This window comes from Sphingomonas cannabina (assembly GCF_021391395.1).
GTDB classification, from domain to species: domain Bacteria; phylum Pseudomonadota; class Alphaproteobacteria; order Sphingomonadales; family Sphingomonadaceae; genus Sphingomonas; species Sphingomonas cannabina.
On record NZ_CP090059.1, the window covers coordinates 1,714,782 to 1,734,377 of the forward strand.

Consider the following 19,596-nt stretch of genomic DNA (forward strand, 5'->3'; position numbering starts at 1 on the left):
CACCCGGCTACCTTGTCTGGCCGCAGGAGCAGGATTGGGGCCGCGTCAAGTGCACTCGCCCGAGTTGCGGCACCGAAGGCGGTCCCGGCAATACAATTGCCGAGGCGGTTGCCCGCTGGTCGATACGCGCCCAAAGCGGATTGCGGGAGGCGTTCGATCGAGGATGGCGCGACGCTTGCAGATCAATCTTCGATCACGGACCGGATGGGGCGGAGCCTGACTTTCGCAAGTCCGCTTGGGCGAAAGCTTGCGCCGCCCTCACCACGTCCGCACCCAACTATGCATAGCCGCCGATCGTCACGACCTCGGCGCGAGACGCGGGCATTCGCCGCACAAGGGCGCCTGCGCCCACGCAGTTATGCGAGCCTGGTTGCCGATATGTCCGTCGAGGACGAGCTGTGCCTCACTCGCGTCGTCGCAACGCGTCTGCTCGCGCTTCTGCAGCACCGCCGTCCCTCCGTCGCCGACGAGTTCCTCGGCGCGTTGGCAATCGACGCGCGCGCCACCGTCGATCGCACCTTTGAGGCCATTTTGGTCCTGTTCTTTCGGCATAGCATCGAGGTCTCGCCCTGCCGAAAGCTGCTCGACAGCCAGGTCGACGACAAAAATCGGTTCGTTCTCGCCCGGCCGAACGGCCAGGCCGAGGTCATCGATGAAGAACAGCTCATGATGATGGCGGGTATCGATGCCTGACCGGCCATCGATCAGCGCTGTCATCGGCCTGCCGCCAGAGGACACCGTCCGCGCCTTCGAGGCGCGCGACGAGCTGCGCACCACCGTCCGCTGGAGCGAGATGTGGCACGACGATCATGCTCGCGGCTTCACCGTCGCCAAGGTCGCCAAGCTCGATCTCCTCGCCACGATCCGCGGCTCGCTCGACGACGTGATCCGCAACGGTGGCACCTTCGAGCAATGGCAGGCGAACATCCTCCCCGAGCTACAGAAGGCCGGTTGGTGGGGCATGGTCCGCGACCGCGATCTGACCGGCACCGACGATGCCGTCTTCGTCGGGCCGCGCCGGCTGCGGACCATCTACGATACCAACTTGCGCATGAGCCGCGCGGCGGGCCGCTGGAAGCGCATTCAGGAGCTGAAGGGCGAGCGTCCCTTCCTCCGCTACACCGCCGTCATGGACGCGCGCACGCGTCCCCAGCACCGTATCTGGCACGGCACGATCCTCCCGGTCGACGATCCGTGGTGGGACACGCATTTCCCGCCGTGCGGATGGTATTGCCGCTGCACCGTCCGCCAGCTCTCCCAGCGCGATCTCGATCGCCACGGCTGGTCGGTCACCAAGCCGCCCGAGGAGGGACCGCCCCGGCTCTTCTATCGTGCCGGCGTCGCGAAACCGGAGGCGGTGCCGGCCGGCATTTCGCCTGGCTTCGGCTACAATCCCGGCAAGGCGAGTATGCGGGCGGTTGCCGACAAGGCGATCCAGTCGATCGAAGCAATGGCGCCGCTCGACATCGCCGCGGCACGATCCGTGCTCGACGACCTGGTCGCGTCGGACGCGTTCCTCGAAACGCTGACGGAGCCCGGAGCCGGCTTCCCGGTAATGGTGCTCGACGATCGCATCCGCGGATTGATCGAGGCCGAAGCGCACGTCGTCATCCTGTCGAGCGACACCTACGCCAAGCAGCTCGGCGCCACCGATCGCAGCGCCGGCCATCCCGAGTTGACGGTCGCGGACTATCGCCGCTTGCCCGAGATCGGGGCCGCGCCCGATCTCGTATTCCGCTCCGGCGATACCCGGCTGATCCTGCTGAAGGTGGCGGACGACCGCTATCTGCTCGCGAACGTCAAGGTCACCGCCGACCGCCGCGAGCTATACCTGCAGAGCTTCCGCTGGGCGCGCGAGCGCGACGTGCAGCGGCTCCGCAACCGCGACGAGGAAGTCGTGCTGTGATGGTGGCCGGCGCGCGGCGAGGACTGCCGTTCCCTCGCATCCGATCCCGCGTCTCCGCGGTCCTACGGCTGGCAGGTTCACCGTGTCACGCGCGCCGTTTCCACGATGTAGCGCGCCCCTCCTCGATGTTCAACGGAGGGCAGTAGTTCGTGACGTACAGTCCCGAGTTCGCATCCAACTGGCCGATCTCGAAGCTGCGCAGCAGCGACGTTGCAATGCGGTCCACCAGCTCGCGATGCGCGGCCTCCTTCGCGAACGTCGGACCGCTCTTGAGCGTCGAGAATAGGCCGGGCGATGCCGTCTTGAGCGCGACCGAGATGTGCACGCGCAGCTTCTTGTCGACGTACAGCCGATCATCGTCGTCATCCATGAAATCTCTCCGTCTGAAAGGGCGGGGGTCGGGGCGTTGGCGCGCCCCAAGCCGGCGGTCACGACCCGCCATGATCCGGTGTCGACACGCCGGAATCACCCCGCCACCCAAGCTCGGGCGGGCAGAACATAGAAAGAACGTTGTCGTGGAGTCGAGTCCTATCCAATCGCCGGGCGCGCTGCTGCCCGTAATACCCGTGCGTACCGCCGCGCCCTATGTCGGCGGCAAGCGCAAGCTCGCGCAGCGCCTGGCCGCGCGGATCAGCGCCGTCCCGCACTCGATCTATGCCGAGGTGTTCGTCGGCATGGGCGGCGTCTTCCTGCGCCGCGATCTCCGGCCGACCGTCGAGGTGATCAACGACTGGAGCGAGGACGTCACCACCTTCTTCCGCATCCTCCAGCGCCACTACGTGCCGTTCATGGAGATGCTGCGCTACCAGCTCACCACCCGCGCCGACTTCGACCGGCTGCTGCGCACCGACCCGACCACGCTCACCGATCTGGAGCGCTCGGCGCGGTTCCTCTACCTCCAACGCGCGGCGTTCGGCGGGAAGGTCGTCGGCCGGAATTTCGGCATTTCCTACACGACGTCGGCGCGGTTCGACGTGACGAAGCTCGGCCCGATCTTGGAGGATCTGCACGAGCGGCTCGCGCCGGTGACGATCGACCGCCTTCCTTGGGCGGCCTTCATCGACCGCTGGGACCGGCCGGAGACGCTCTTCTTCCTCGATCCGCCGTACCACGGCACCGAGCACTATTACGGCCCAGGCATGTTCTCGGAGGCCGATTTTGCCGCCCTCGCCGACCGCCTAGCCCGCCTGCGCGGACGCTTCATCATGAGCATCAACGACACGCCGTTGATCCGCGACCTGTTCGGCCGTTTCACGATCGAGGATGAGACGACGAGCTACACGGCGGGCGGCGGAGCGAAGGTCGCGGCGGTCACCGAGTTGATCATTTCGGGCGGCGGCGCATGATCGGCGCGCCATCCTTCCCGGAGCGGCAGAAATCCGCCATTTTCGCGATCTCGCAAGCGCGATTGCTGGAAACTGGAAAATCGCGGCGCGCGATCACGGATTTCCGCGGCTTTCAGCAGCGTTGCAACGGCCGAACTGGAAAATCGAACTGGAAAGCTGGCCACAAATTGCGCAAGGCCGCTGTGCGCCGCTCGAAACCCGCAGTTTTCGGCCGTTTTCGTCTCACTTCGTCCCGGCTGATCCCGCCAAATCCCGCCCGATTTGTCTCGATAGATTTATTGTCCCGTCACATCGTCACCGTGCCGCGGATCGAGGTGAGCGCCGCCGCCGGCGCCGGCCAGTTGGTCGACGGCGAGGCGATGCGGCCGACGCGCTATCCCGCCGAGGAGCTGGCCCGCATGGGCGTGCGGCCGGAGGATGCGTCGGAGATCACCGTCAGCGGCGATTCGATGGCGCCGACGCTGCACGACGGCGACCGCATCCTCGTCGACCGCGGCCAGCGCCGCCCCGGCACGCGCGCGGCGATCTGGGTGATCCGGGTGGACGAGGCGCTGCGGGTCAAGCGGCTGGCAGGCGAGGGGCGGCGCTGGCGGATCGTCAGCGACAATCCCGACTGGCCGGAGGATCTGCGCGACAAAGCCGAGGTCGAGGTGCTCGGTCGCGTGGTGCGCCTGACGCGGGAGTTTTAGGGTTCGGCAAATTAGCCCCTCCCCTTCAGGGGAGGGGTGGGGGTGGGGCGTGGCCTCAAGCGACAGAGCCTGCCGCACTCCCCCACCCCCAACCCCTCCCCTGAAGGGGAGGGGCTTAGAACAGGGCTGGTTACGCCGCTTCCGATAGCTCCGCCGGCAGCCGGATCAGGTAATCGAACGCCGACAGCGCCGCAGTCGAGCCCGCGCCCATCGCCACCACGATCTGCTTGTAGGGCTCGGTGGTGGCATCGCCCGCCGCGAACACGCCGGGCTGCGAGGTCTCGCCGCGATGGTCGATCTCGATCTCGCCGCGCGGAGTCAGCGCCACCGCGTCCTTCAGCCACTCGGTGTTCGGCACCAGCCCGATCTGCACGAATATGCCCTCCAGCTCGACCTGGTGCATCGTGTCGTGGTTGCGATCCTTGTAGCTGAGGCCGGTCACCTTCTGCCCGTCGCCATGCACCTCGGTGGTGAGCGCCGAGGTGATGATCTTGACGTTGTTGAGGCTCGCGAGCTTGCGCTGCAGCACCGCATCGGCGCGCAGCTGGCTGTCGTACTCGATCAGCGTGACGTGCGCGACAATGCCGGCGAGGTCGATCGCCGCCTCGACGCCCGAGTTGCCGCCGCCGATCACCGCGACGCGCTTGCCCTTGAACAGCGGTCCGTCGCAGTGCGGGCAATAGGCGACGCCCTTGTTGCGGTATTCGGCCTCGCCGGGGACATTCATCGTCCGCCACCGCGCGCCGGTCGACAGGATCACCGTGCGCGCCTTGAGCGAGGCGCCGTTGGCGAGCTTCACCTCGTGGAGGCCGCCCTCACGGCCGGCCGGGACCAGCGCCTCGGCGCGCTGCAGGTTCATGATGTCGACGTCGTACTCGCGCACGTGCTGCTCCAGATGCGCGGCGAGCTTCGGCCCCTCGGTGTAGGGGACGGAGATGAAGTTCTCGATCGCCATGGTGTCGAGCACCTGCCCGCCGAACCGCTCCGCCGCCAGCCCCACGCGGATGCCCTTGCGCGCGGCATAGATCGCCGCCGCCGCGCCGGCCGGGCCGCCGCCGACCACCAGCACGTCGAACGGCTCCTTCTTCGCGATCGCCTCGGCCGCGCGCTTGTCCGCGCCGCTATCGAGCCTGGCGACGATCTGTTCCAGCTCCATGCGGCCCTGGCCGAACGGCTCGCCGTTGAGGAATACGGTCGGCACCGCCATGATCTGGCGGGCCTCGACCTCGTCCTTGAACAGCCCGCCGTCGATCGCCGTATGGGTGATGCCGGGGTTGAGCACCGCCATCAGGTTGAGCGCCTGCACCACGTCCGGGCAGTTCTGGCAGGTCAGCGAGAAATAGGTCTCGAAATGATGCTGGCCCTCAAGCGCCTTGACCTGCTCGATCACCTCCTGCGCCGCCTTGGACGGATGCCCGCCGACGTGGAGGAGGGCGAGGACCAGACTGGTGAACTCATGCCCGAGCGGAATGCCGGCGAAACGTACGCCGATGTCGGTGCCGACGCGTCGGACCAGGAAGCTCGGCCGGCGCGCGTCGTCGTCGGCGCGGACCACCGTGACTTTGTCCGACAGCGCTGCGATCTCGCCCAGGAGCTCGCCGAGCTCGCGCGACTTGGCGCCGTCATCGAGGCTGGCGACCAGCTCGATCGGCTCGCGGATGTTGACCAGATAGGCCTTGAGCTGCTGCGTGAGATTGGCGTCGAGCATCGGGTAATCTCCGGAAACTTCAGACAAAACGGCCCGGGGCGGAGGGTCATCCACCCCGGGCCGCGGTTCGCCCAAGGGGGCTGGGCTAGCTTAGATCTTGCCGACGAGGTCGAGCGACGGCGCGAGGGTCTCTTCGCCCTCTTCCCACTTGGCGGGGCAGACCTCGCCCGGGTGCGCCGCAATATACTGGGCCGCCTTGATCTTCCGCAGCAGCTCAGCCGCGTTGCGGCCGACGCCCTCGCTGGTGATCTCGACGAGCTGGATCACGCCCTCCGGATCGACCACGAAAGTGCCGCGGTCGGCCAGGCCCTGGCCCTCGCGCAGGACCTCGAAGTTGGTCGACAGCACGTGGTTCTGGTCGCCCAGCATGAAATAGTTGATCTTGCCGATCGCGGGCGAGGTGTCGTGCCACGCCTTGTGGCTGAAATGCGTGTCGGTCGACACCGAATAGACTTCGACGCCCATCTTCTGCAGCGTCGGGTAGATGTCGGCCAGGTCCTCGAGCTCGGTCGGGCAGACGAAGGTGAAATCGGCCGGATAGAAGAAGAACACCGCCCACTTGCCCTTCACGTCGGCGTCCGTGACGGTCACGAACTTGCCTTCCTTGTAGGCCTGCGCGGTGAACGGCTTGATGGTGCTACCAATCAGCGACATGTGTCTCTTTCTCCAGTTTTTGCGTTGCGGCACAAATCGGCGCTGCACTGCCGCATATAGGGGCGCTGTGGCGGAGGTAAAATGGGAAGCCTTGGTCGATGTGATCGACTGAGGCGATCAATCGAATAGGATTGATCGGGCAACAAGTTCCTCCCCGGCACGGGGAGGGGGACCATTCGCGTCAGCGAATGGTGGAGGGGGCTGGCCGCTGGCGATTCGCTTGTGGATATCCCCCTCCACCACCGACCTTCGGTCGGCGGTCCCCCTCCCCGTGCCGGGGAGGATCTAAGATCAGCTGACCGCCTGGTAGATGCTGTACGCGCTGATGACCGTCAGTAGCGTGCCGACCAGCGCCATCATCGGCCGTGCCGGCACGTGGCGCGCGAGCCAGCCGCCGAAAGGTGCCGCGGCGACGCCGCCGATCAGCAGCCCTACCGTGTGCAGCGTAAAAGCCTCCGGCCCCAGCGCGACGAGGAAGGTCGCCGAGATGGTGGAGGTCAGGAAAAACTCGGCGGTGTTGACGGTGCCGATCGTCGTGCGCGGGGTCGATCCCTGGATCAGCAGGTTGCTCGTCACCACCGGTCCCCAACCGCCGCCGCCCGCCGCATCGAGGAAACCGCCGACGAGCCCGAGCGGCTCGATCACCTTGGGCTGCTTGGGCTCCACCCGGCCGCGCCAGGCGCGCAGCAGCAGGTAGAGGCCGATGGCAGCCAGGTAGGCCATCACGAACGGCCGCGCGACCGACGCGTCGACGCTCGACAGCACGAAGGCGCCCAGCGCACCGCCGATCACGCCGGGGATCACCAGCCGCCGGAACAACCGCCAGTCGACGTTGCGGTGCGCGACATGGCTGATGCCGGACGCGGCGGTGGTGAAGGTCTCCACCACATGCACGCTGGCCGAGGCGAGGGCAGGGGAGACCCCCATCACGCTCACCATCAGCGTCGAGTTGATCACCCCGAAAGCCATGCCGAGCGCGCCGTCGACGATCTGCGCCGCAAAGCCCACCGCGATGAACGGCAGCAGCTGCGACCAATCGATACCGCCCATGCACGTCTCCAGCTGCCCAGGGTCCAGAATGGCTGCGGCGGCCAAATCCCACAAGACAGATAGAGTTTTACCACGCCAAACCGAAAGTTGCCGACGCTGGAATTCGGCGGCGGAGAGGCCTACATGCAGCCGATTAAGGGGATCGTGCCGATGTTTGCTGGGCTCGTGGCCTATCTTGATTCGATCAAGGCGCGTGATCCCGCGCCGCGGTCGCGCTGGGAAATCCTGTTCTATCCGGGCGTGCTCGCGCTCGGGATGCACCGCATTGCCCATGCACTCTATCGCCGCGAGCTGTTCTTCCTGGCGCGTGCGGTGAACCATTATGCCCGCTTCCTGACCGCGATCGACATCCATCCGGGCGCGAAGATCGGCCGCAACTTCTTCATCGATCATGGCTTCACCGTGATCGGCGAGACTGCCGAGATCGGCGACGACGTGACGATCTATCAATGCGTGACGTTGGGCGGTACCAGCCCTGACAACGGCGTCGGCGGCAAGCGCCACCCGACCATCGCCGATGGGGTGATCGTCGGCTCGGGCGCGCAGGTGCTGGGGCCGATCACGGTCGGTCCGCGCGCGCGGATCGGCGCCAATGCGGTGGTCACGCGCGACGTCCAGCCAAGCGCGGTGATGGTCGGCATCCCCGCCAAGCCGACTCTGGTCGAGGCCGACACATATCAGCGCGAGTTCGTGCCCTATGGCACGCCCTGCAGCAGCGACTGCGACCCGGCCGGCCAGCGGCTGGAGGCGATGCGCGCCGAGCTGGAGGGGCTGCGCAAGCGGATCGACAAATTGCTCGCCGAGCGCGAGGTGGAGCGCGACCGCGCCTGATGGGGACGGTCACGCCCTTCCCGCTGCCGGACCGCACCCCGCTGCAGATCGGCTTCGAGCGGCTCGAGCTCACCCGCATCCTCGATCTCTACGGCCGGATGGTCGCGGCGGGGCATTGGCGCGACTATGCGATCCAGCTCGGCCATGAGGCGGCGGTGTTCGCCGCCTTCCGCCGCTCCGCCGAACGGCCCGAATACCGCATCGAGAAGCGCCCGGCGCTGCGCAACCGCCAGGGCATGTGGGCGCTGGTCGGCGAGCACGGCATGGTGCTGAAACGGGGGCATGAGCTGAGCCCCGTGCTGGCGCCGGTGGAGCGGCGGCTGCTCAAGATCGTCGAGGCATAACTCCCTCTCCCCTTGGGGAGAGGGCTGGGGAGAGGGGGTGAGGTCTCACCGAGACCATCGCCTGCGGCACTGCCCCTCTCCCAACCCTCTCCCCGGAGGGGAGAGGGCTTATGGACCCTATACCGCCGCCACCGCCTGCTGCACCGGCGGCAGCCGCTTGGCGAGGTCGCCGAGTAGGGACACCGCCAGCCGCCGCGCCGGATGCCAGAAGGCGGAGAGCAGCAGCAGCGCCGACCCGATCACCAGTGCGGTGAACGCCGCCGACAGCTCGACCGCGCCGGCCTTCTGGAACAGTGCGTAGAGCGCGTAGAGCACATAGGCGAGGCTGGAGACGAGCAGCGCGCGCCGGTCCACGGCCAGCGCGACGAAGCCGAACGCGACGTAGAGCGCCAGCACCACCAGCGCCATGCCGATCCCGATCGTCCCGTCGAACACGCCGAGCATGTGGAACACCGAATGCGCGATCATCGGGGCGGCGGCGAGGTGCAGCCAGAAGGCGACGTCGGCGCGGCGGGTACGGCGCTCGCGGTCGCTCATGTCCCACCACATCGCGACGGCGAACATCGCGACGCCGCCGACCAGCACCATCGGATAGACGGCCTCATCGCGCGCGCCGGTCGCCGCCATGAACAGTGCGACGACCACGCCGACCAGCGCCGCGCCGCCCGCGGCGACGGTGATCGGCACCATGAAGCGGCGCCAGTGCAGCCATGCCGCGCCGGCCGTCACCAGCGCGATGCCGGCGATGATCACCGCGTCGAGCCGGTCGGGCAGGTCGGGATTGGTCTCAGTCATCACGCCGACCAGCGCCGCGGCGACGCCGCCGACGAAGGTCAGCAGCAGCAGGATCGACGGCAGTGCCATCCGGCGCCGGCGCGTGAAATATTCGGCGAGGGCCCAGGACACCACCGCCACCGCTGCGCCGCCGGCCGGATCGGCGATCCACCCGCCGATCCACGCCACCGCGGTCAGCAGCAGCGCGATCGCGATGGCGACGAAGATGTCGTTGAAGCCGGTGAGGAGCCGGAACGACTCCTCGTCGACCGCCGGCGCGAGCCGGGTCGCGGCGATATGGTTGCGGAACGCCGCGGCCGCCTCGGGGGTCAACACCCCCGCGTCGACCGCGCTGTTCAGGTCGGTTTCGCTGTACATGCCATGCTCCTCCCCCTCGCGACGGGGAGGATAGCACTGGTGTGTTGTTCTAGCAATACAGTTGATGTGAAAGCCTTGGGACGGCCACTTTCAATCCTCCCCCGCCAGGGGGAGGTGGCACGCGAAGCGTGACGGAGGGGGAGGAAGCACAGCGATAGCGGGTTGCCGTCCGCCCCCTCCGTCAGCCTGCGGCTGACACCTCCCCCTGGCGGGGGAGGATTGAAGCGATCACCCCTGCAGCAGCTTCATGATCGACATCGCCTGTTCGGCGCCCGACTGCGGCGTCATCTCGCCGGTGCGGTCGATGATCTCGGCCCAATGTGCCGCGACTCCCTCCGGGCTCAGTTCCTCGCCCTGCAGCCGCTTGCCCTGGGTCAGCGTAACATAGGCCGCCTGGAATACGCCGGCGCCGGCGCCGACGATCATGTTGGTCGGCGCGTCCTCGCTCACCAGGAACAGCGCCGCCGGCGCCACCGCCTCCGGCGCGAACAGCTTGAACGCGTCGCCGGGGAAGATGTCCTCGGTCATGCGCGTGCCGGCGGTCGGCGCGATGGTGTTGACGCGGATGTTGTACTTGGCGCCCTCCAGGTACAGCGTCTTGGTGAGCCCGGCGAGGCCGAGCTTGGCCGCGCCGTAGTTGGCCTGGCCGAAATTGCCGTAGAGCCCGGTCGACGACGCCGTCATCAGGATCCGGCCGTAGTTCTGCTCGCGCATCGTCTCCCACACCGCCTTGGTGCAGTTGGCCGAGCCATTGAGGTGGACATCGACGACGAAACGGAAATCCTCCGGCTCCATCTTGGCGAAGCTCTTGTCGCGAAGCACGCCGGCGTTGTTGATCAGGATATGGACGCCGCCCCAGGCCTCCTTGGCCTTGGCGACCATCTCGACCATCTGGGCATATTCGGTGACGCTGCCGCCGTTCGACATCGCCTCGCCGCCGGCGGCCTTGATCTCTTCGACCACCTTGAGCGCCGCGTCCGAATGGCCTGTGCCGTCGCGCGCGCCGCCGAGGTCGTTGACGACCACCTTCGCACCGCGCCGCGCCAGCTCGAGCGCATAGGCGCGCCCCAGGCCGCCGCCCGCACCGGTGACGATCGCGACCTTGCCGTCGAAGCTAATGGACATGGAAAAACCTCCCCGAATCCGTGATCCGGGGAGGCTGTAGCGCACGTTTACGTAAAGGGAAAGCGGCCTATTTTGGGCTGCGGCGCTGCATGCAATGGTCGGTCTCGCCCTTCTTGCACGGCGGGTATTTGGCGAGCGGAGCCGGTGGCGGGAACGCCTGGTCCGGCGGAGGCGCCTGCTGGAAGGTGGGCTGCACCCCAGGCTGCGGCGTGCCCTGGAGCGCCGGCGTGCTCGGCTGGTAGCCGCCGGCCGGGTCCGGCGTAGTGCCGGTGGTGGGCGCCGTGGGGCTCGCCGTGTCGGGCGGCGGCGGTGGAGGTTGCGTCTGATCCTGCGCAAAGGCGGGAGCGGCGATGGCGAGCATTCCCGCCACGATGATCGACTTCATCAGTCTCTCCTCGAGAACGGCGCACGAAGCGCGTGCGTCGAGGAGGCTAACGCAGAGCGGCGAAAGTCGTTTCGCGCCTGACGCAAATGTAATGTGGGGGGGAAGCGTTAAAGCTCCTCCCCGGCACGGGGAGGGGGACCGCCGACCGGAGGTCGGTGGTGGAGGGGGGCCTCCACAACGGATTCCGGTGCCGAGGGCCCCCTCCACCAAGCCGCTACGCGTCTTGGTCCCCCTCCCCGTGCCGGGGAGGATTTTGGGGGTCAGCCCCCCGCGTCAAGCGCGTAGCCGGCGGAGCGGACGGTGCGGATGATGTCGGGCCGGCCGCCGACGTTGATCGCCTTTCTGAGCCGCCGGATGTGGACGTCGACCGTGCGGCTCTCGATGTCGCTGTCGTGCCCCCATACCGCGTCGAGCAGCCGCTCGCGCGAGAACACCCAGCCGGGATGCTCGAGGAAATGCTTGAGCAGCCGGAACTCGGTGGGTCCCAGCGGCACCACGTCGCCGCCGCGGCGGACCTTGTGGCCGACCGTGTCCATCTCGATGTCGGCATAGGTCAGCGCCTCGCCGGCCAGCGCCGGCCGCACGCGGCGCAGCACCGCGTTGACGCGCGCGACCAGCTCGCGGGGCGAGAAGGGCTTGGTGACATAGTCGTCGGCACCGGTCTCGAGGCCGCGCACGCGGTCCTCCTCCTCGCCGCGCGCGGTCAGCATGATGATCGGCACGTTGGCGGTGTCGGGCGAGCGCCTGAGGCGCCGGCACACCTCGATCCCGGACAGGCCCTCGACCATCCAGTCGAGCAGCACGATGTCCGGCGTCGCCTCCCGGGCGAGCAGCAGCGCCTCCTCGCCGTCGGGCGTCTGGCGCACGTCGAAATCCTCGCGACGGAAGTGCCAGGTGACGAGTTCGGCAAGCGCCGGATCATCCTCGACCAGCAGCATTCGGGCTCGGCTCATATCGGTTCCCCCGGTACTTTAGGGTTCAAACGCCGCCGCCAGCGTCGCCGGTCTCGCGGTCGGCGAGATAGCGGCCGGTGGCGGCGAAATAGACCATTTCGGCGATGTTGGTGGCGTGATCGCCGATCCTCTCCAGGTTCTTGGCGACGAACAGCAGGTGCGCGACCTGGCTGATCGTGCGCGGGTTCTCGACCATGTAGGTGACCAGCACCCGGAAGATCGAGTTGTAGAAATCGTCGAGCGCGCTGTCGCGCTCGTGCACGCGCACCGCCGCCTCGGCATCGCGCGCGGAGAAGGCGTTGAGCACATCGTGTACCATGTCGGCGGCGAGCGCGGCCATCGCCGGCAGGATCGAGATCGGCTCGATGCGGTCCTCGCCGTGGATCGACGGCACGCGCTTGGCGATGTTCTTGGCATAGTCGCCGATCCGCTCGATCACCGCGGCGATCTTGAGCGCGGCGATCACCTCGCGCAGGTCGTCCGCCATCGGCGCCCTCAGCGCGATCACGCGGACCGCCAGCTTCTCGACCTCGGCCTCGAGCGCGTCGAGGTCCTTGTCCTTGGCGCGGACTTCGCTCGCCAGCGCGGTGTCGTTGCGTTGGAGCGCGGTGATCGCGTCGGCGATCGCCTGCTCGGCGAGGCCGCCCATCTGGCTGATGAGGCCGCGCAGTTCGCCGATGTCCTGGTCGAACGCCTTGACCGTATGTTCGTGGCCGGTTGCCATTCTACTCGAACTCCTCAGCCGTAGCGGCCGGTGATGTAATCCTTCGTCCGGGGCTGCTGCGGGTTGGTGAACAGTTCGCTGGTCTCGCCATATTCGACGAGCTGCCCCAGGTGGAAGAACGCGGTGCGCTGCGAGACGCGTGCGGCCTGCTGCATGTTATGCGTAACGATCACGATCGCATAGTTGCCGCGCAATTCGTGGATCAGCTCCTCGATGCGCGCCGTGGCGATGGGGTCGAGCGCCGAGCAGGGCTCGTCCATCAGGATCACCTCGGGATCGACGGCGATCGCGCGGGCGATGCACAGCCGCTGCTGCTGGCCGCCGGACAGCGCGGTGCCGCTTTCCTGCAGCCTGTCCTTGACCTCGTCCCACAGGCCGGCGCGCTTCAGCGACCGCTCGACGATCGCGTCGAGATCGGCCTTGGACGCGGCGAGCCCGTGGATGCGCGGGCCATAGGCGACGTTCTCGTAGATCGACTTGGGGAAGGGGTTCGGCTTCTGGAATACCATGCCGACGCGGGCGCGCAGCTGCACCACGTCCATCGCAGGGGCGTAGATGTCCTCGCCGTCGAGCGTGATGTTGCCCTGGACCCGCGCCGACGGGATGGTGTCGTTCATGCGGTTCATGGTGCGCAGGAAGGTCGACTTGCCGCACCCGGAGGGGCCGATGAAGGCGGTGACATGCTCCATGTCGATGTCGATCGACACGTCGCTCACCGCCTGCTTGGCGCCGTAGAAGACGCTGACGTTGCGGGCCGCCATCTTGAGCGTTTCGGTCGTGTCGATCGTCACCAGCGAGTCTCGAACTTGTTGCGAAGATAGATGGCGAGGCCGTTCATCGCCAGCAGGAAGAGCAGCAGCACCAGGATCGCGGCGCTGGTCTTCTCGACGAAGCCGCGGCTGACCTCGTCCGACCACAGGAAAATCTGCACCGGCAGCACCGTCGCCGGATCGGTCAGCCCGTCGGGCGCCTGGGCAATGAAGGCACGCATGCCGATCATGAGGAGCGGTGCGGTCTCGCCGAGCGCGCGCGCCATGCCGATGATCGTGCCGGTGAGGATGCCGGGCAGCGCCAGCGGCAGGACATGGTGGAACACCACCTGGATGCGGCTCGCCCCGATGCCGAGCGCGGCGTCGCGGATCGAGGGCGGCACCGCCTTGATCGCGTTGCGACCGGCGATGACGATCACCGGCATGATCATCAGCGCCAGCGTCATGCCGCCGACGATCGGCGCCGACCGCGGCAGGTGGAAGGTGCCGAGGAACACCGCGAGCCCGAGCAGGCCGAAGATGATCGAGGGCACCGCGGCGAGGTTGTTGATCGATACCTCGATCAGGTCGGTCCAACGGTTCTTGACCGCATATTCCTCGAGATAGATCGCCGTGAGCACGCCGACGGGGAAGGCGATCAGCAGCGTCACCAGCATGGTGAGCAGCGACCCCTTGAGCGCGCCCCAGATGCCGACCGCGCCGGGATCGGTCGCATCGGCGCGGGTGAGGAAGCCCCAGTTGAAGCCGCTCTTCACCGCATCGGCCTCAGCGAGCTTGGCATAAGCCGCCTCGGCTTCCGGGCGGCCCGATCCACGGGCGGCGCCGTCGATCTCGGCGGAGGCGGGGACGGCGATCACCGCCTTGCGCTTGAGCAGCGAGGGATCGGCCTTCACCGCGTCGCGCACCGTGGTCCAGGCGTTGCCGGCGATCCAGTCGTCGGCACCCTCGCCGAACGCCTTCACCGCCGCCACCGACACCTGCTCCTCCAGCCCCGCGCTGGCGAGCGCCAGGTCGGCGCCACGGCCGGAGAGCTGCTCGCGCGTCACCGGCAGCTCGAGCGCGGCGAAGTCGATCGGCAGCCTGACCTCGGTGCGCTGGAATCCCTGAATGCCGCTGCCGAGCATCGTCGCCAGCAGATAGACCAGGAACGCCGCCGACAGCACGATCGCGCCGAGCCCGAGGAGCCGGAACCGCCGCTCGGCGGCGTAGCGGCGCTTCAGGCGACGCTGCATCGCCTGGGTGCGCCAGTCGGTCGGCACGCGCGCCGGGGTGGCGGGGACGGGCGCGCTATTCATAAGCTTCCCGATAGCGCTTCACCACGCGCAGCGCGACGATGTTGAGCAGGAAGGTGATGACGAACAGCGTGAGCCCCAGCGCGAAGGCGGCGAGCGTCTTGGGGCTGTCGAACTCGGCCTCGCCGGTCAGCAGGTCGACGATCTGCTTGGTGACGGTGGTCGCGCTCTCGAACGGGTTGAGCGTGATCGTCGCGGCGCCGGAGGCGGCCATCACCACGATCATCGTCTCGCCGATCGCGCGGCTGACCGCGAGCAGCACGCCGGCGACCACGCCCGGCAGCGCCGCCGGCAGCAGCACGCGCGAGATCGTCTCGCTGGTGGTCGCGCCCATCGCCAGGCTGCCGTCGCGCATCGCGGTGGGGACGGCGGCGATCGAATCGTCCGCCATCGACGAGACGAAGGGGATGATCATCACCCCCATGACGAGCCCCGCCGCCAGCGCGCTTTCCGACGAGGCATAGGTCATGCCCAGCATCACCGCGACGTCGCGGATCGCCGGACCCACCGTCAGCGCGGCGAAATAGCCGTAGACCACGGTCGGCACGCCGGCGAGGATCTCGAGGATCGGCTTCATCCACCGCCGCACGGCCGGCGCGGCATATTGGGTGAGGTAGATCGCGCTCATCAGCCCGAACGGGATGGCGACGATCATCGCGATCACCGCGCCGATGAAGAAAGTACCCCAGAACAAAGGCACCGCACCCAGCACCGATCCGGGATCGTTCGCCGGGATCACCTGCGGGCTCCAGTGCAGCCCGAATAGGAAGTCGGTGACCGGCACCACCGCGAAGAAGCGCGCGCTCTCGAACAGCAGCGACACGAAGATACCGAGCGTGGTCAGGATCGCGATCAGCGAGGCGACCAGCAGGGTCAGCATCATCGTCCGCTCGACCCGCTGGCGCGCGCGGAACGCCGGGGCGAGGCGGCTCAGCGCATAGGCCCCACCGGCGAAGGCGAGCAGCACCGCGATGCCGGTCGCGATCCAGCGGTAGCGGTGCTCGGCGGCGGCGAACAGCGGCGCGAGCTGCTCCGACAGAGGGAAGAAGGCACCATAGGCATGGCCGTTGGCGAGCGCGCGCGCCTCGTCCAGGATCGAATCGCGTTCGAAGCCGAACGGCGGCAGCGCGTTCGCGGCGGGATCGGCGAGCACGCTCGCGGCGACGATCTGAGGCTCGATCACCGCCCAGACGGCGAGGAAGATCAGCGTCGGCACCACCACCCACAGCGCGACATAGGTGCCGTGCTGGCTCGGCAGCGAATGCGGCCGCTCCGGCCCGCCGGCGAAGCGCACTGCGCGGGCGCGCGCCGTCAGCCAGCCGATCAGGCCGAGTCCGGCGACCAGGAACAGGAGCGCATAAGGATTCAAGCGGCGAAATCCGGACGGAGCATGAGGATGATCGGCTGCCTTCTCAGTGGAGCGTCGCCGGATTGAGCGCAATCCCGTTGTTGAGGATGTCCTGCGAGCGCAGCCGCGTGGTGTTGGTCGCCGCGATCAGCCCGCGCTTGACCAGCGGGCCGCTCGGCTTCCACGCCTCGGCATATTCGTCGAGGAATTCCTTGAGGCCGGGAACGGCCTTGAGATGCGCCTTCTTGACGTAGAGATAGAGCGGCCGCGCGCCGGGATAGCGGCCCATCGCGATCGTCTCATAGGTCGGCTCGATCCCTTCCAGCGGCACGCCGTGCAGCCGGTCCTTGTTCTCCTCGAGATAGCTATAGCCGAAGATGCCGACCGCGTTCGGATTGGCCGCGAGGTTCTGGACGATGAGATTGTCGTTCTCGCCCTTGTCGACATAGGGGCCGTCGTCGCGGATCTTGCTGCACACGTCCTTGAACCGGTCGGGATTACCGGCCTTCATCGCCTTGGCCGCGGGCATGGCCGCCTCGCAGCCGGGGTCCATCACCAGCTCGACGAAGGCGTCACGCGTGCCGCTGGTCGATGGCGGACCATAGACCTGGATCGGGATCGCGGGCAGCGCCGGATTGACGTCCTTCCACGTCCTGGCCGTGTTCTTCTCCCCCTTGGGATTGGCAGCGAGCGCCAGATAGACGTCCTGGCGAGTGAGCTTGAATTTCGGCCCGTTGTTCGATTCCGCGAGTGCGATGCCGTCGGTGCCGATCTGGATCTCCATGATCTCGCCGACGCCGTTCTGCTGGCAGGTGTCGTACTCGGACTTCTTCATCTGGCGCGAGGCGTTAAGGATGTCGGGGTGCTGCGGCCCGATTCCGGCGCAGAACAGCTTCACCCCGGCGCCGGTGCCGGTCGATTCGACCACGGGCGCCTTCATGTTGGAATGCTTGTTGACGAACTGCTCGGCGACCGCGGTCGTGAACGGATAGACCGTCGACGATCCGACGATCTTGATCTGGTCGCGCGACTGGCTGCCGCAGCCGGCGAGCGCCAACATCGGCAGCGCCGCTGCCACCAGCTTTCCGAACATGCGCATGTCGATGCCTCCCGAGGACCAGGGGCGCGACTCGCGCGGCCCTCAGGCGCCCTGTGTTTCAGTCACGTTACGGGTTGATGACACCGCGGCCGGCAGCAGGATCGAAACGGTGGTGCCGCGCCCGACTTCGCTGGCGATATCGAGCTGTCCGCGGTGGCGCTCGACGATATGCTTGACGATGGCGAGCCCCAGACCGGTGCCGCCGACCGAGCGGCTGCGCCCCGAATCGACGCGGTAGAAACGCTCGGTGAGCCGCGGCAGGTGATCGGGCGCGATACCCTCGCCCTCGTCGCTGACGGTGAGCCGCACCATCGTGCTGCCGGCCGGTGCGACGGCGATCCGCACCGGCGTTCCGGCCTTGCCGTATTTCATCGCGTTGCCCGCGATATTGTGGAGGAGCTGCGAAAGCTGCGCCCTGTCGCCGATCACCACCGGGACCGCCTTGGCCTCGACCACGAGGTCGGCCCCGCGGGGATCGGGCGTCGCGGCGAGCTCCGCACGGACCTCCTCGACCAGCGCCTGGAGATCGACCTTCTCCTCCGGCACGCGGTATTTCTCCGCTTCGATGCGGCTCAGCGACATGAGGTCGTCGATCAGCCGCTGCATCCGCCGCGCCTCGTCAAACATCACCCCCAGGAAGCGCTTGCGGATCGCGGGATCGTCGCCCGCCTCGTCGCTCAGCGTCTCGATGAAACCGAGCAGGGCGGCGAGCGGCGTGCGCAGCTCGTGGCTGGCGTTGGCGACGAAGTCGACGCGGATGCGCTCGGCGGCGTGGCGGCCGGTCGAATCGGTCAGGTGGACGACGCGGCGGCCGTCGGGCAGCGCGCTGACCTGCATCGCCCAGCGCTGGTCGCGCGCGCCGAGCCCGACGAGATGGATGGGCTGGTGACCCTCGTCGCCGCCGGCGTTGACCAGCCGTTCGGCCGCGGCCGGATGGCGGATCGCGAGGCGGACGTCCTCGCCCAGGATATGCTCGCCGAGCAGCTGGCGCGCGGCGGCGTTGGTGTGGGTGACGCGGGTACCGGCGATCACCAGCACGGGTTCGCCGATCGCCTCGATCAGCGCGCTGGTTGCCGCATGTGGCGACGGCGTCGCTGTCGGCTGGGGCGCGCGCTGCTCCGCCTCGGGCAGCGCCGCCATCAGCAGCACCGCCGCGAAGCCGGCGACCAGCACCAGCAACATCGCCGAGACGTCGTGATTGAGCAGATAGCCGACCAGCGCGGCGACCGCGATCAGACCGAAGGCGACGAGCGCGCGTGCGGACAAGCCGAACCCCATGGACGATGCCTTAAACGTCAAGCGTGGAATGCGATAGGGTAAGGAGCAGGCGGCGGTTCAAAGCTCCTCCCCGGTACGGGGAGGGGGACCGCCGACCGCAGGTCGGTGGTGGAGGGGGCCCTCCACGACGGATTCCGGTGCCGAGGGCCCCCTCCACCAAGCCGCTTCGCGTCTTGGTCCCCCTCCCCGTGCCGGGGAGGAGCTAGACTGTCACCGAACTCAGCCTCTGCAGGACCGGCACCAACGCCTCATAAGAATCGATCACCGCATCCGCCTTTAGCTCCTCGACCGGCTGCATCAGGAAGCCGAAGCTCACCGCAATCGACGGTATGCCGGCATTACGTGCCGCCTGCATGTCATAGATCGAGTCCCCGACGAACGCGGCGGGACCGCGCCCGCACAACTCGATCATGTGCAGGATCGGCGCGGCGGAGGGCTTGGCATTGCCTTTGCCGAGCGTGTCGCCGCCGATCAGGCAGTCGAACCGGTCGCGCAGGTTCAGCTCGCGCATCAGCTTCTCGGCCAGCGCCTCGAACTTGTTGGTGACGATCCCGACCTTCACCCCCATCGCCTTCAGCACATCGACCGCCTCGATCATGCCGGGGAAGGGCCGACTCTCGACCGCGATGTGAGCCTCGTAGAAGCCGAGCAGCAGCTTGTAGAGCCGCCGGAACTCCTCGTCGGAGCAGCCGCCGGTGGCGTCCAGCGCGAGGCGCAGCATATTTTTGGCGCCCCCACCGATCATCGGCTCAACCTCGTCGCGCGTCAGCAGCGGCCGCCCGGCCTCGCCCAGCGCGTGATTGACCGCCGCCGTCAGATCGCCGGAAGTGTCGAGCAGAGTGCCGTCGAGATCGAACCCGACGATCGCAAAGGGAAAATCATGCATCGCCCCTGCGCATGGCCGCTTCGCTATGGAATTGGCAAGACGTTCGTGGCAGGGGC

21 protein-coding genes are annotated in these 19,596 nt (G+C 67.7%); 6 read left to right on the top strand and 15 right to left on the bottom strand.

Going from position 1 to position 19,596, the window contains the following annotated elements; genetic code table 11:
• Positions 1-378 precede the first annotated feature (378 nt).
• Complete coding sequence (locus LZK98_RS08335) at positions 379-693, top strand: hypothetical protein (RefSeq protein WP_233785981.1); 315 nt, start codon at positions 379-381, stop codon at positions 691-693.
• A complete protein-coding gene (locus tag LZK98_RS08340; protein ID WP_233785983.1) occupies positions 686-1,906 on the top strand; it encodes a phage minor head protein in 1,221 nt (406 codons plus the stop codon). The genes LZK98_RS08335 and LZK98_RS08340 overlap by 8 nt, the downstream gene beginning before the upstream one ends.
• Positions 1,907-1,991: 85 nt before the next feature.
• On the opposite strand, the gene LZK98_RS08345 is transcribed toward LZK98_RS08340, so the two are convergent.
• On the bottom strand, positions 1,992-2,276 hold the full coding sequence (locus tag LZK98_RS08345) for a hypothetical protein (RefSeq protein WP_233785985.1): 285 nt from the start codon (positions 2,274-2,276) through the stop codon (positions 1,992-1,994).
• A 145-nt stretch (positions 2,277-2,421) separates the two neighbouring features.
• On the opposite strand from LZK98_RS08345, the gene LZK98_RS08350 reads away from it, so the two are divergent.
• Positions 2,422-3,252, top strand: coding sequence for a DNA adenine methylase (locus LZK98_RS08350; protein ID WP_233785987.1), 831 nt, complete (start codon positions 2,422-2,424; stop codon positions 3,250-3,252).
• Positions 3,249-3,941, top strand: a complete 693-nt coding sequence (locus LZK98_RS08355) for a S24 family peptidase (RefSeq protein ID WP_233785989.1) — start codon at positions 3,249-3,251, stop codon at positions 3,939-3,941. Before LZK98_RS08350 ends, LZK98_RS08355 begins: the two co-directional genes overlap by 4 nt.
• A gap of 130 nt (positions 3,942-4,071) precedes the next feature.
• On the opposite strand, the gene ahpF is transcribed toward LZK98_RS08355, so the two are convergent.
• The 3 genes from ahpF to LZK98_RS08370 all read right to left on the bottom strand — a co-directional run bounded on the left by ahpF (position 4,072) and on the right by LZK98_RS08370 (position 7,353).
• The gene (gene ahpF, locus LZK98_RS08360; protein ID WP_233785991.1) at positions 4,072-5,649 is read right to left on the bottom strand and encodes an alkyl hydroperoxide reductase subunit F; all 1,578 of its coding nucleotides are present in this window, start codon (positions 5,647-5,649) and stop codon (positions 4,072-4,074) included.
• 90 nt (positions 5,650-5,739) lie between these two features.
• The gene (gene ahpC / locus LZK98_RS08365) at positions 5,740-6,303 is read right to left on the bottom strand and encodes an alkyl hydroperoxide reductase subunit C (protein ID WP_233785992.1); all 564 of its coding nucleotides are present in this window, start codon (positions 6,301-6,303) and stop codon (positions 5,740-5,742) included.
• Between the two features lie 291 nt (positions 6,304-6,594).
• Positions 6,595-7,353: a sulfite exporter TauE/SafE family protein gene (locus LZK98_RS08370; RefSeq protein ID WP_233785994.1), complete on the bottom strand. Its 759-nt coding sequence runs from the start codon at positions 7,351-7,353 to the stop codon at positions 6,595-6,597.
• 150 nt (positions 7,354-7,503) lie between these two features.
• On the opposite strand from LZK98_RS08370, the gene epsC reads away from it, so the two are divergent.
• Together epsC and LZK98_RS08380 are read left to right on the top strand one after the other, a co-directional pair.
• A complete protein-coding gene (gene epsC / locus LZK98_RS08375) occupies positions 7,504-8,184 on the top strand; it encodes a serine O-acetyltransferase EpsC (RefSeq protein ID WP_233785995.1) in 681 nt (226 codons plus the stop codon).
• Positions 8,184-8,528, top strand: coding sequence for a DUF2794 domain-containing protein (locus LZK98_RS08380; RefSeq protein ID WP_233785996.1), 345 nt, complete (start codon positions 8,184-8,186; stop codon positions 8,526-8,528). Before epsC ends, LZK98_RS08380 begins: the two co-directional genes overlap by 1 nt.
• 117 nt (positions 8,529-8,645) lie before the next feature.
• Here LZK98_RS08380 and LZK98_RS08385 read toward each other — a convergent pair whose 3' ends face one another.
• The 11 genes from LZK98_RS08385 to LZK98_RS08435 all read right to left on the bottom strand — a co-directional run bounded on the left by LZK98_RS08385 (position 8,646) and on the right by LZK98_RS08435 (position 19,540).
• Positions 8,646-9,680: a hypothetical protein gene (locus LZK98_RS08385; RefSeq protein ID WP_233785997.1), complete on the bottom strand. Its 1,035-nt coding sequence runs from the start codon at positions 9,678-9,680 to the stop codon at positions 8,646-8,648.
• A gap of 228 nt (positions 9,681-9,908) precedes the next feature.
• Positions 9,909-10,805: an SDR family NAD(P)-dependent oxidoreductase gene (locus LZK98_RS08390; protein ID WP_233785998.1), complete on the bottom strand. Its 897-nt coding sequence runs from the start codon at positions 10,803-10,805 to the stop codon at positions 9,909-9,911.
• 67 nt (positions 10,806-10,872) lie between these two features.
• On the bottom strand, positions 10,873-11,190 hold the full coding sequence (locus tag LZK98_RS08395) for a hypothetical protein (protein WP_233785999.1): 318 nt from the start codon (positions 11,188-11,190) through the stop codon (positions 10,873-10,875).
• 260 nt (positions 11,191-11,450) lie between these two features.
• Positions 11,451-12,143 (bottom strand): phosphate regulon transcriptional regulator PhoB, encoded by a 693-nt coding sequence (phoB, locus tag LZK98_RS08400; RefSeq protein WP_233786000.1) that lies wholly within the window; start codon positions 12,141-12,143, stop codon positions 11,451-11,453.
• A gap of 25 nt (positions 12,144-12,168) precedes the next feature.
• Positions 12,169-12,867: a phosphate signaling complex protein PhoU gene (phoU, locus tag LZK98_RS08405; RefSeq protein ID WP_233786001.1), complete on the bottom strand. Its 699-nt coding sequence runs from the start codon at positions 12,865-12,867 to the stop codon at positions 12,169-12,171.
• A 14-nt stretch (positions 12,868-12,881) separates the two neighbouring features.
• Positions 12,882-13,628 carry a phosphate ABC transporter ATP-binding protein PstB gene (gene pstB, locus LZK98_RS08410; RefSeq protein WP_233786533.1) on the bottom strand — a complete coding sequence of 249 codons (747 nt, stop codon included), beginning with the start codon at positions 13,626-13,628 and terminating at the stop codon, positions 12,882-12,884.
• Positions 13,629-13,654: 26 nt separating this feature from the next.
• Positions 13,655-14,932, bottom strand: a complete 1,278-nt coding sequence (gene pstA / locus LZK98_RS08415; protein ID WP_406694055.1) for a phosphate ABC transporter permease PstA — start codon at positions 14,930-14,932, stop codon at positions 13,655-13,657.
• On the bottom strand, positions 14,925-16,298 hold the full coding sequence (pstC, locus tag LZK98_RS08420) for a phosphate ABC transporter permease subunit PstC (protein WP_233786003.1): 1,374 nt from the start codon (positions 16,296-16,298) through the stop codon (positions 14,925-14,927). Before pstC ends, pstA begins: the two co-directional genes overlap by 8 nt.
• A 43-nt stretch (positions 16,299-16,341) precedes the next feature.
• A complete protein-coding gene (locus tag LZK98_RS08425; RefSeq protein WP_233786005.1) occupies positions 16,342-17,376 on the bottom strand; it encodes a PstS family phosphate ABC transporter substrate-binding protein in 1,035 nt (344 codons plus the stop codon).
• A gap of 42 nt (positions 17,377-17,418) precedes the next feature.
• Positions 17,419-18,654 carry a sensor histidine kinase gene (locus tag LZK98_RS08430; RefSeq protein WP_233786007.1) on the bottom strand — a complete coding sequence of 412 codons (1,236 nt, stop codon included), beginning with the start codon at positions 18,652-18,654 and terminating at the stop codon, positions 17,419-17,421.
• 202 nt (positions 18,655-18,856) lie between these two features.
• On the bottom strand, positions 18,857-19,540 hold the full coding sequence (locus LZK98_RS08435) for an HAD-IA family hydrolase (protein WP_233786008.1): 684 nt from the start codon (positions 19,538-19,540) through the stop codon (positions 18,857-18,859).
• Between the last annotated feature and the right edge of the window lie 56 nt (positions 19,541-19,596).